Origin of the sequence: Thiomicrorhabdus arctica DSM 13458, assembly GCF_000381085.1 — a bacterium.
GTDB classification, from domain to species: Bacteria; Pseudomonadota; Gammaproteobacteria; order Thiomicrospirales; family Thiomicrospiraceae; genus Thiomicrorhabdus; species Thiomicrorhabdus arctica.
The window spans coordinates 1641479-1653991 of record NZ_KB905899.1 but is presented as its reverse complement, the minus strand read 5'-3'; the positions used below and the strand labels follow the sequence as shown (position 1 = coordinate 1653991).

The window sequence follows — 12513 nt, the reverse complement described above, 5'->3', positions numbered from 1 at the left end:
ACGTAAATAATAGTAGAAAAATAAGAGGGCATGCATTCTCGCTGAAAGATGTTGTCTGTTTTGGCCGTATGGCTGATATCACTTTGAATGGCTATCCGAACAGCTATTTATCTACAACTAGGTAACGCTAGCTTTAATGCCTTAAGCAGTTCTGCATCCTCTAAAACGACAGGATTTCCCAGCATACTGCCACTACGGCAGTTCTCCAGAATGACATCCAGGTTATCTTCCGTTAAGCCATATTGCGCCAAGCCCTGCGGGGTATATTTTTGCGAGAAATGATTTAAAATTTTGACCAGGCCTGGTAAGGCTTGCTGTTCATTTAAGCTTGGATCGAATAGTTGGGCTATCAAAACATATTTTACTAGGGTCTGTTGTGAGGTGGTTGTTTTCTCGGCTTGCAGTGCTTCAATGTTGGACTGGGTAATCGGGGCCAATAACTTAGCGCAGACAAGGCCATGTGGCGCTTCAAAAAATGCGCCGATTGGCCCGGCTAAACCGTGAACTGCGCCGAGTCCAGCATTGGCAAGCGTTGTACCTGATAATGATGCAGCTAACATTAGATTGCTATAGCCCTGTTGTTGCAAGGTCTTATCAGGACTGTCGATCAACTCAAAAGCATCTTTAAAAAGCTTCATGCCTTGCCAGGCCAAGGCATCGGTGATGGGGTTGGATTTTAAGGTCGTGTAGGATTCCAATAATTGAGTAAAAGCATCCATGCCGGTTGCATAGAGTACCTCTTTAGAACAGCTGACTAATAGTTCAGGGTCTAACCAGGCCTGCTTGGCGAGTAATGCATCATCGCGAAACGATTTTTTATACTGACCTATATTGGATAACACGGCATTTTTAGTGGTTTCACTGCCGGTACCGGCTGTCGTCGGTATGGCGATAAAAGGGCAGGTTTTCACGTGAAACGGTTTGCCTAACCCAACCCCCTCTAAATAATCCATGACAGAGGTTTGGCTTGGGATCAATCCAGCGACCGCTTTTGCGGCATCAAGCACGCTGCCACCCCCTAGACCAATCACCACTTGGGTTTCGATTGGACACTGTTTAACAATTTGGTCGACTAATGACGGTGAGGGCTCACCCGAGACCACAAAATGCTGTACCTGGATCGTGTGGCTTTGCAGTTGGGTCAATAAGAGCTCACCGAAATGACCTGGTGCACAGAGGGTTTTTCCAGTGATCAGAACCACCTTGCCTGAATAACGTGTGGATAACTCCTCTAGCAACTGTTGGCGTATCCCCCAACCAAAATAAAGATGGGGCATAGGCGCAAATTGAAAGGGTGATATGACGGCTGATAAGGTTGAGGACATTGACGACTCCGTAGGCTGAAGGGTGGATGCGGTGGTATTCATGCTGATTTAACGGCTTTAAAACAGTGCAAGGCCCAGTGGCGGTGCAAAGGGCTTTAAAGAACAGTTTAGTCTTTTTTAAGGAAAGACTTCAAGTTGGCAAGATGTGCATTACCTGTATCCATTTGTTCCTCTTTACTGATAACAACCCCCGGTTTGCCTTCCCACTTTAAACACTCTGCTGGTAACTCTTCAAGGAAACGGCTCGGATCACAAGTCATATCTTCTCCATATTTACGGCGTTTGGTGGCGTAAGTCATCGTCATGGTACGTTGCGCACGCGTGATACCGACATAAGCCAGGCGACGCTCCTCTTCAAGGCCTGGAGATTCCATATTCTGTTTATGAGGTAGCATCTCCTCTTCCATGCCAATCAAAAACACATGCGGAAACTCCAATCCTTTAGAGGCATGCAGTGTCATTAAACTGACCATGTCATGATCTTTTTCAGATTCGTTACGTTCCATCATGTCCATTAACATCATGTGCGTGACAATGGTTTCTAAACGTTTATCTTCACCATCTTCTTCTTTGGCTTTATTGATAATACGTTCAATCCATGTGGTGAGTTCGCGGATGTTATTGATGCGTTTTTCGGCGGCTTTAGGGGTACTGGAATTTTCATGAATCCAGTTGTCATATTCGATATTTTCAATCAATTGACGTACAAATGAGGTAACTTCTTCGCCTTCGGCTGTGTCCGCTTTTTGTGCCCAACCGAGCAACTGTTGACCAAAGTGTTGCACACGTTTAAGGGCTTTCTCAGATAAAATGGTGGTTAATCCAAACTCTTGGCTGGCGTCAAATAGGCTGATATCTCGCCCGGTTGCATAGGTGGCCAGTTTTTCCAGAGTAGAAGCTCCGATTTCACGACGTGGGGTATTCACGATCCGTAGGAAAGCGGCATCATCGTCTGGATTGACAATCAAACGCAGATAACTCATGACATCTTTGATTTCGGCGTGGTCAAAAAAGGACTTTCCACCGGAAATCACATACTGAATATTCTGTTCACGTAACGCGCGTTCAATTAATCGTGATTGGTGGTTCCCGCGATAGAGAATCGCATAATCACTGTTTTTACAGCGCGTCTTAAATTTGTGAACAATAATTTCCGAAACCACACGTTCGGCCTCTTGGTTCTCATTGGCGCAAGCGATTACCCGCAGTGGGTCACCCATGCCCATCTCACTCCACAGTTTCTTTTCAAAAAGATGTGGGTTATTCGAGATGAGTTGGTTGGCCGACTGCAAAATACGGTTACTTGAACGATAATTCTGCTCCAGTTTAATTAATTTTAACGCGGGGAAATCAGTCTGCAATAACGCCAAGTTTTCCGGCTGAGCGCCACGCCAAGCGTAGATGGATTGGTCATCGTCACCTACCACAGTAAAGCGTGCTTGAATCCCCACCAGATATTTCACCAAAGCATATTGTGAAGCATTGGTGTCTTGATACTCATCGACTAACAAATAACGCACTTTGTTTTGCCAACGTTCGAGCGCTTCTGGGTTCTCAGAGAACAACTTAACGGGTAGACCAATCAAATCATCAAAATCCACCGAGTTATAAGCGCGTAACTGTTTCTGGTATGCTGCGTATAAAATTGCACGTGCTTGGCCGGCCGCATCTTCGGCCTGCTCTAAAGCTTGTTGAGGGGAGACTCTGTCATTCTTCCAGCTGGAAATATCCCACTGCACGCCATCTAAGACTTCGGGATCCACGGTTTGTTTTAGCATTAACTCTTTGAGAATTTGCCCACTGTCCGTCGCATCCATAATTGAAAAAGTTGATTTATAGCCCAACGCTTTATATTCTTGACGAATGATATTCAGTCCTAAGTTATGAAAGGTCGAGACATTCAGTCCCTTGGTGTTTTCATCTTTCAATAACTTAGTGACACGCTCTTTCATCTCTTTTGCCGATTTGTTGGTAAAGGTCAGTGCGTAAATATTGTGCGCTTTGACATCACACTTACGGATTAAATAGGCAATTTTCTCTGTGATTACACGCGTTTTACCTGAGCCTGCACCGGCTAAAACCAGGGCGGGGGTCTCTATGTGTAATACGGCTTGGCGCTGTCTTTCGTTTAAGCTATGCATAGGTTTTGTGGGTTCTACCAGTGTTCAAATTGGGGGGTGAATTAAATAAGGCACAAGACGAGAAACGGTCAGATATTTAAAATTAATACTTTCACTATTTTACGCAACCATGAAGACTGCCAATTTTACTTCGGCCAGTCCTAGATAACCAGTGAAGTTCCTAATTTAAATATTAATCCGATCTTATTTTCAGTGAAATGTAGGTTACCCAAGCGGCACGGGCGTTTTTTAAATCGATTAGCTAGATAAACTACCAGGTCTGGTTGTTTTATTTAACCGTTAGAATGGCCTTGGCATGGCTCAACTATCTATTGTGGTGGAGTGATTCGATCGTGATCCGCTTCAATCGCTAGCCTAACAAGTTCAGAAACCGTTTTTACATTCAGCTTCGACATAAGATTTGCACGATGAACTTCAATTGTTTTTACGCTGATATAAAGCATTTCAGCAATGGAATTATTGGACTTACCCTGTAAAACACCGTCTAAAACTTGTTTTTCACGTTTGGATAATTGGCTGAATAAGGTCGTGAGTGTCTTATGTTTTTTTTGCTCTTTTTGTGCGGCACTATGTTGTTGGATGGCGACTTGAATGCGTTCAAGTAAATGTTGATCGTTATAGGGCTTTTCAATAAAATCGAAAGCACCCTCTTTCATTGCTCTTAAGGCCATGGGCACATCGGCATGTCCGGTAACGATAATCACAGGGAAATGTTGGTCTACTTTCTTAATTAATCGGTGTAAATCCATCCCATTTATATCAGGCATACGAACATCTAATATGACGCAACCCGGCAGACCCGCTGAGAAGGTATCTAAAAAAGCCTGTCCACTTTTAAAAAGCTGCGTGGTGATGTTCACTGAATCCAGTAACCACTGTAACGATTCTCGAACCTGCTGATCGTCATCAACAACGTAGACACAAATTTCCATAATTATCTTATTTCTCGCGCGTGCATTTCATTAAAATCATTCTGGGCTAAGGGTAACTTAAACATAAACTGACATCCTAAGTCATTGTTTTGTACTTTTAGATGACTGCTATGCGCTTCAACAATACTGCGACAGATAGCCAGGCCCAATCCCATGCCTTGAGGTTTGGAGGAGTGAAAAGCATTGAAAATAGCTTCCATCTCTTCATCTTGGATTCCGGAACCGATATCTCGAACAGTAATTTGAACTTTTGATTCAAGAACGTCTAAAGAGATATTCACGTGGCCTTTTGTCGCCGAAGCTTCAATGGCATTACGCACTAAATTTAATATGACCTGTTCAATTTGAACGGGATCCCCCGTGACATTTATCGAAGTTTGTATCGTACGAAGGTTTAAGAGAGTTTGGTTTTGGCGGGCTTCAGAGCTAAGCAAGTCTAATACTTGATTGATTGAGGTGACCAAATCAAATTTTTCCGTTCGAGGTACGCCTGTTTGTACGAACTCTCTTAAATGGCGAATGATGTCTGTCGCTCGATTTAAACTTTCTAAGGAGCGAGTTAATCCGACTTCAATCTGCGCGGGTTTATCCTCTTTTAAACGGCGTAAACAGCCGCTTATGTAATTTACAGCAGCTGTTAAGGGTTGATTGATTTCATGAGCAAGTCCAGAAGCCATCCCCCCAACGGTAAATAGGCGCGTGACTTTGCCGAGCTGAGAACGGTAGATTTCGCTCTCTTGTTCAATGGCTTGTCGTTCTATCGCGGAACCAATCCATTGTGTCATGAGCTGCAACAGTTCTTGATCCACATCGGTAAATTTGGATTCACTGATTAAGTCACCAATAAACACCAACATTCTATGCGGTTGATTATCGACCTTGATCATTAAGCTGTGCAGTCGTTTATTGCACTGGTTATTTTCATAGGTTTGAATCTGCTCATAAACGGGGTTGAGCAAGTTCGTCTGTATGCAGCGAACCGCTTCTTTTTCATAACTTGGATCGCCGTCAAACGATTGAAGGATCCATGTGGATGGAGTATCTAGCTGTCTATGAGGGTTATCCACTTTATAGAGAAACGTTGAATTCATTTGGAAGTGAATACGTGCTAGTGAGAGTAATTGCTCGAGTTTGTCACTGTGACTGTAGTTTGAAGCCATTGAGATTTCGTAGAAACCTTGTAAGACTGAACGACTTCGACGTAAAGTGAATTCAACACTCTCTCTTGCCTTAATATCCTCTTCTAATGCTTGATTAACTTGTGAAAGTTCTTGGGTACGTTTTTTAACTTTTTCTTCAAGGTTATCACGGTGTTTGGCGAGTTCTTTTTGTGACAGATGAAGTTTTTTATTGATATGACTGAAGCGTAGAATCGATAAAGCTAATGTGATGAATAAAACAGCGATGAGCACAATGACTAAACCGTATTCGTCAATTAAACGATTAAAGCTTATTTTTATAGAAGGTTCGTAAGGCGGCAGCTTTAAGGCTCTTAACAAACCGCTAACCGTCGCTAAATCGGTTGGATGTGTCCAACCATAATGAGGTTCATAGTGTTCCTGCTGTATCGACATGGATGTGGATGAAAGTATCGCTTTGGGCATGTTTTTCAACGCGATAGAAACTTGTCTTGCGAGCGCAATATCGGTTTCATTTAAACGAATAAACTGCCATTCTGCGTAGAGTGAACTGCTGTGTAGTAGAGGGTAATTTTTTGTGTTCTTTTTATGAAAGACTTTGATTTTATGGGCTGGCAATGTACCTTCCTCAATCATTCTTTCTAATAGTCCAGACCTGATGATTCCAATATCTGCATCTTCATTAAGAATGGAGTTAACAATATTCTCTTGCGATCCATTGGTAAACCTGAGCTCTAAAAAGTCGTTTTCAATCGACACACCAGACAGGAGTAGTTCTCTTTTAATTATTTGAAAGCCGCCAAATTCAAACGGTGTACGAGCGATAATACTCTGATCTTTTATATTGGAAAAGTCATTCAGATCTATTCTTTGTTCAAGTGAGATCATAACCGCTCCGAAAGTGTCTCGTGTTTGACCTTGAGATTGAGTTTGTAGCGTGGCAATAGATCGTGCTCCGCTCGATTGTAAGGCAACTAAATGAGCGGGTGAGGTAATAAGAAATTGAAGTTGATTCTTATTAATCGCATTGGTAAGACATTCGTAGCCCATTGGTTTTATATTGAACTGATGTTCGGGTATTTGTTTGGAGAGATAATTAACGGTGGATGTCCAAAAACGGATATCAGAATCGGCCACTCGCTCATTCAAAACGCCCACAGATATGCTGTCCGCTTGAACAGGTGTTGAAGCGATGATTAAACTGCACATAAACATAAAGGCAAGTGCATACATTTTAGCGGAACATTTAATGTGGAGATTTAAGGTTAACGTCATTCAGCGCCCGCTATTAAAAGTAAAATTTTGTGGTGTTTTATCTTATGTCGCTTAGTTTATTACAAATAATAAACTTCTTACGAGCTCTTAGTTTATTACGAATTCTTAGAATAAGCCCTTAGGGTTTACCCTATTTATTTTAGTAATGCCCCTAATATTCTTTTTTAACAAAAGAAAATATAGTCATTCTCGAGATTGAAATAATCATTTTTATTTTAGAGGAGCATCATCAAATGTCATTAAATCGTCGTGAATTTCTTCATGTTATGTCAATGGCTGCCGCTGCGGGCATGTTACCAGGTACGAGTCATGCAAGTTCAGAGCAGAGAAACAAACTCCAGAGTAGTCCTTTATCGATGGACTTGTATAAGGTTCCAATGAAGGGCAAGGTACGTCTGCTACACATCACCGATACTCATGCTCAACTAAAACCAATCTATTTTCGCGAGCCCAATGTGAATTTAGGTATTGGACCTGCTTACGGCAAATTGCCCCACCTCGTCGGACACAAAGCATTAAAGAAAATGGGCATTAAACAGAATACCCCTTTAGCGCACGCCTTTACCTACCTAAACTTTCAAGACGCCGCAGAACAGTATGGCAAGGTTGGAGGGTTTGCACACATCAAAACTCTATTAGATACCCTTAGAGAACAAGCTGGTGGTCAGCAGAATACCTTAACCATGGATGGCGGTGATTTGTGGCATGGTTCGGCGACCGCACTCTGGACAAGAGGTCAGGACATGGTTGAAGCCTCTAATTTGATTGGTGTGGATGTTATGACAGGTCATTGGGAATTCTCCTATAAAGAGCGTGAGGTTTTGGCCAATGTACAAAAATTTAAGGGCGAATTTCTTGCACAAAATATTCGCATCAAAGAAGACGCCTTATTTGGCGGTGAATATAGTGATATGGCTGCTGTTTATGGTGGTGCTGGTCTATACGATGAAGACCGTGCTTTGCCGTTTAAACCTTATACCGTAAAGATCATTAATGGTGAACGCATTGCGGTTGTCGGTCAGGCATTCCCTCGTACGGCCAATGCCAATCCACAATCAAACTTTCCAGATTGGTCATTCGGACTGCGTGAACAATCCTTACAAGAAACAGTTGATAAGATTCGCGAAGAAGAGAAGGTAGCTGCCATTGTCATGATTTCGCATAACGGCATGGACGTGGACATCAAAATGTCGAGTAGAGTCAGTGGAATAGACGCCGTTTTTGGCGGTCATACTCATGACGGTGTCCCGCAAACAGTACCGGTTAAAACGCCAGAAGGTGGTATTTGTCATGTGACCAATGCAGGGTCGAATGGTAAATTTGTGGGCTGTATGGATTTAGACATTCAAAATGGTAAATTGCGTGGCATAAACTACCAGTTACTACCTGTTTTTGCCAATGTTCTCTCGGCAGATAAAGAGGTTGAGAGCTTCATAAACAACATGCGTCAAACGGTTTATGATAAAAACATTGTCGAATCTCGCAATCCTGAGTATGCGTTTAATCAGGATCGTTTAGGCAAAACCTATGAAAGCATTTTAGGTGAAGAGTTAGCCCTTGCGGAAGATACCCTGTATCGACGGGGTAATTTTATGGGTACTTGGGATCAAATTATTGTTAATTCCTTGCGTGAAGAACACAGCAGCCAAATTGCATTTTCTGCTGGTGTGAGGTGGGGAACCTCTGTTTTGGCGGGTGAAATGATCACTATGGAGCGAGTGATGGACGAAACCTCCATGACCTATGGAGAGACTTATAAATCTGACCTGACAGGAGGGCAAATAAAAGATATTTTAGAAGGCGTTTGTGAAAATATTTTTCAAAAAGACCCTTATCTTCAATCGGGCGGCGACATGGTGCGCGTAGGGGGTATGGATTACACCTGTGAACCGAATGCTTCTTTTGGGCGGAGAATTTCTAATCTGCGTTTAGATGATGGGACCTTGTTGTCTGCAGGCAAAAAATATTCTGTAGCGGGCTGGGGTCAAGTAGAGGAAGTGGGTAATGGCCGTCCTGTTTGGGATGTGGTAGCAGATCATTTGCGTGAAAAGAAATCTGACATGAAATTGAAAAAGATTAACACGCCAATATTGAAAGGCGTTTCAGATAATCCTGGAATTGAATCTTATTAACGTTAAGTTACGTTAAGCAGTTGTTTTAAATGCCCTCTTGTTTGAGGGGCGTAAACGACGCTCTATAACAATAAACTTGACTCATATGAACCATAAGTTAATAAGGTAATGTTTATGTTCTCTTTTTTTAAAAATGTCTGGTTTCGAGACGGTAATGAAAGCACTCTTTATGTGAATGAAGTGGCCGTTCGAATTCGAGCTGGGATTCTATTAATGATCCCTTTGTTTGTCGGTTTAACACTTTATGATGTACTTTATACCTCAAACTGGGTTGTCACCGGTAACACCATTGTTGACCAGTATGAAACGGACAGCGAAGGACGTACTCTCTATGCCGTTGAAGCGGTCAAGCGAACATATGAGTATTCGACTCAAACAATAGTACTGTTGTACGGATTATTTGAAATGTTGGCTGGTATGTTTGTGTTCAGCGCACGATTTTCTCCCATCATTTTGATCAGCACTTATTTAGCCAAAAATACTCAACCTATTTGGCGACCATTGCTACCAAAACGGTTTGCATGGACGTTGGGTGCATTCATGATCCTCGCCTGTATTTTATATTTCAATCCCGACACATTTGCCACATGGGTTAATACTTTATTAGGGAGTGTGTTACTCCCTGTCACTGAAAACTATATGCCCGGTTGGATACCGGGTTTAGTATGGGTTTGCATTCTTTTTATGTGGTTAGAGGCTGTTTTAGGTATTTGCGTAGGTTGTAAACTTCATACTCTTATGGTGAAAGTGGGCCTGGTTAAAGAAGAGTGTTTTGCTTGCAATAATATCGACTGGAATCCTATCGCTGAAAAAAAAATAATTAAGCATTGAGCCTTGAATACGTTGACGTTAGGTTTGATACATGGAGAGAGTATTATGGATAGAGTTACTAAAAGTGATAAAAAAGATTCTCAGGTGATAACACCTAAAGAGATTCCGGTCATTGAAACATCTAAATTACCAGCTATGAATACGCTATTTGCTTACCAACCAAGAACATGTATTAATAGATATTCGCAGAATAGAGTCAATAGACCATATAGTTTTTTGTTTGAATCAAAGCACATGGTACAAAATATAAATCAATTAAAAGAAGAGGTGATTTTGTTCGGGATTATGCGTTAACTTGACTTGCTAGAACCGATTACAAGTGGCGATGGTCATTAGTTAATAACTTATGAACACTATCTCGTTTCATAATCTAATCTGCTAGCGCCGTTACCTACTTTTAAGAGTGGGTATCAAACCCAGTTAGATTGAAGTGGTTTTGGAGTTTGCATAACGGTTAAGTTTAGCAAAGGAGAAGTAAAACCTGTTTTTGTTGATTTATTGAAGGCGGATTTGTTTTTTGTTTTCGCGTTCAATAAATTTTTACTTCTTAGAGATACCTCTTAAGCATACCTCTTGTACAATACCACTATTCAAACCGACCCTAGGAAGCGATTAAAGTGGCTACAATTGACGAACTAAAAAAAGATCTGCTCATCGAAGCGGTGTTAATGAATAAGCCTTTAAAGCTTGCGACCACTTGGGGTATCTTTAGTCCGCGTGAGATTGATTCAGGAACCGATCTGTTTTTAAAATACCTCGAGATAAAAGAAGATGAGATCGCTTTAGATATCGGTTGTGGTTATGGTCCACTCGGTTTGGCGATTGCAGCGAATGCCCCCAAAGGCCAAGTACATATGGTGGATAAAGATTTTGTCGCGGTAGATTACGCCAATAAAAATGCCCAAAACAACAACCTAAGCAATGCAAAAGCTTACCTGTCTAATGGCTTAAGCGCTGTACCAAAAGAGATGATGTTTACGACGGTTGTCTCCAATATCCCGGCGAAGGTGGGTAAAGAGATGTTAAGCATCCTCTTGCACGATGTGCATGCCCATCTTGAACCAGGTGGACAGTTTGTTGTTGTCACTATTAATGGACTACGTCAATACATGAAACGTAATTTTATGGAAGTCTTTGGCAACTACGACAAGGTCAAACAGGGTAAGGATTACACGATTTCACGTTGTGTAAAGCAGTAAAGCTAACAGGCTTGCTTGTTAGGAAATTGGTTGTTCGGTCAAGGATATATACTCTTTATGGATTAAAAAATAAAGGAACTGTATGTTTGAGTACAGCTTTCTGGTTCTATTGCTTACGACCACCAGAAAAAACCAAAAATACGAAGGTTAATCATGTTGGTTTCGTAACCGTTGCTTAGGCTAAAAGGTTAGTCAGTCAATTTCTTGGTAAAGTGAGTGATTACCTCGATTGGCAAGAAGCATCTAAAATGACATTAGTTGCAGCAGTGATATCAAACTTCGCCATCACTAAAGGATTGATGGACAAATTCCCACTCAGTCTATACGTGCATCAAACTTGAATTTTTCTCCACACAGTAAGACGATTGCGACTTTAAGTTTCCACACTTCCGGCTTAATTTACAATCGGCAGCCGAGAAGCGTGAAAACTCAAGCTAATATAAGTTGAGGGCTTAAAACTCGTAACCAATAGATACGTTAGCCGTGCAAGCCTTGATATCTTTAAATGAAAAGCCACGTTCGTCTTTAGGACCATTGATTGTTGTGTAAGTTGCTTTAACGCCAATGTAGGTTTGCTTGCCTATATTGTATTTGGCGCCTGCATTTATAGCGTATGCAAACTCATTGTCTTTAGTGTTCTCGATGTCTGCTAGACCTATACCAATCCCCAAAAATGGCGTGAAGTCTGTTGAATTTTTAAAGTCATAGTATGCATTTACCATGTACAGATTTACGCTTTTATCAAGATTAAGGCCCACTGCAGCAAGGTCGTTTCCGGAAACTCTACTTGGGCCTGTTATGGTTGTCGTACTGTCCGTGCTACCGTCCGTGAAAGAGCCGTTAACGGTTGCGCTTTTCAAGTCAAAGTTCATTCTCGAGATGGATGCACCAATTCTAACGTTGGGAATTACATCTTTAGCACCAAGCTCAAAGCCAAAAGTGGTGCTTGAGTCATAATCAAGATTTAAGTTGGTATTGGTGAAGGTTATGCCACCATTTGAGCCACTGTGTGGTTTTGTATCAGTGTCTTCAAGGTTTGTAACGCCGACTTGGCCTTCAATATAAGGTGTTGCAGCTTGGACTGTTGCAGAGATTAAAAGGGCGGTTAGAACCGCGGTGGATGTGAGTGCGATTTTAAAGTTCATTATAGTTTATCCTTGTTTTATTAGTACTTGTGGGTTTTTATAAGTATCTTAACTAGGGTTTTATAATATTATGTCAGAAGTAAAGCTTATTTGCTACGTGTTTTTGTGTATGCTCGGGTTTGATTTGGCTTTTTAGAAATGAGTTTCTCAGGCAATAACAATCCACGCCTTATTTAAGCAAGTTTGGTATGAGGTATGTTTCAATAACAACAATGTACCTGTTATAAATAAATATAAAATTATGTGTGTGGGTATAATTAAAATATCAACGAAACGCGCCCCTATCGTCGTGCTATGTAATTTAAAGGTTGATCTTTTCTGATAGGCTTTGCATTGAAAGTAAAGCTTAACCTGACCTGGTGCAACCATGGATCAATAGCGTATTGGTGCGCGT

The 12513-nt window shown here is 41.5% G+C and carries 9 protein-coding genes; 4 read left to right on the top strand and 5 right to left on the bottom strand.

What is annotated here, in order from left to right:
- Positions 1-107: 107 nt before the first annotated feature.
- From F612_RS0107735 to F612_RS0107720, 4 genes are all read right to left on the bottom strand, one after another.
- Complete coding sequence (locus F612_RS0107735; protein ID WP_019557191.1) at positions 108-1325, bottom strand: iron-containing alcohol dehydrogenase; 1218 nt, start codon at positions 1323-1325, stop codon at positions 108-110.
- A 107-nt stretch (positions 1326-1432) separates the two neighbouring features.
- Complete coding sequence (gene rep / locus F612_RS0107730; RefSeq protein WP_019557190.1) at positions 1433-3466, bottom strand: DNA helicase Rep; 2034 nt, start codon at positions 3464-3466, stop codon at positions 1433-1435.
- Positions 3467-3774: 308 nt separating this feature from the next.
- Positions 3775-4398 carry a response regulator transcription factor gene (locus F612_RS12385; protein WP_019557189.1) on the bottom strand — a complete coding sequence of 208 codons (624 nt, stop codon included), beginning with the start codon at positions 4396-4398 and terminating at the stop codon, positions 3775-3777.
- Positions 4399-4400: 2 nt separating this feature from the next.
- The gene (locus tag F612_RS0107720; protein WP_019557188.1) at positions 4401-6812 is read right to left on the bottom strand and encodes a sensor histidine kinase; all 2412 of its coding nucleotides are present in this window, start codon (positions 6810-6812) and stop codon (positions 4401-4403) included.
- 233 nt (positions 6813-7045) lie between these two features.
- On the opposite strand from F612_RS0107720, the gene F612_RS0107715 reads away from it, so the two are divergent.
- The 4 genes from F612_RS0107715 to F612_RS0107700 all read left to right on the top strand — a co-directional run bounded on the left by F612_RS0107715 (position 7046) and on the right by F612_RS0107700 (position 10974).
- On the top strand, positions 7046-8944 hold the full coding sequence (locus F612_RS0107715; protein WP_019557187.1) for a 5'-nucleotidase C-terminal domain-containing protein: 1899 nt from the start codon (positions 7046-7048) through the stop codon (positions 8942-8944).
- Positions 8945-9058: 114 nt separating this feature from the next.
- Positions 9059-9775 carry a DUF4395 family protein gene (locus F612_RS0107710; RefSeq protein WP_019557186.1) on the top strand — a complete coding sequence of 239 codons (717 nt, stop codon included), beginning with the start codon at positions 9059-9061 and terminating at the stop codon, positions 9773-9775.
- Positions 9776-9820: 45 nt separating this feature from the next.
- Positions 9821-10069: a hypothetical protein gene (locus tag F612_RS0107705; RefSeq protein ID WP_019557185.1), complete on the top strand. Its 249-nt coding sequence runs from the start codon at positions 9821-9823 to the stop codon at positions 10067-10069.
- 323 nt (positions 10070-10392) lie between these two features.
- Positions 10393-10974: a class I SAM-dependent methyltransferase gene (locus F612_RS0107700; protein ID WP_019557184.1), complete on the top strand. Its 582-nt coding sequence runs from the start codon at positions 10393-10395 to the stop codon at positions 10972-10974.
- 452 nt (positions 10975-11426) lie between these two features.
- On the opposite strand, the gene F612_RS0107695 is transcribed toward F612_RS0107700, so the two are convergent.
- Positions 11427-12119: an outer membrane beta-barrel protein gene (locus F612_RS0107695; protein WP_019557183.1), complete on the bottom strand. Its 693-nt coding sequence runs from the start codon at positions 12117-12119 to the stop codon at positions 11427-11429.
- Positions 12120-12513 lie beyond the last annotated feature (394 nt).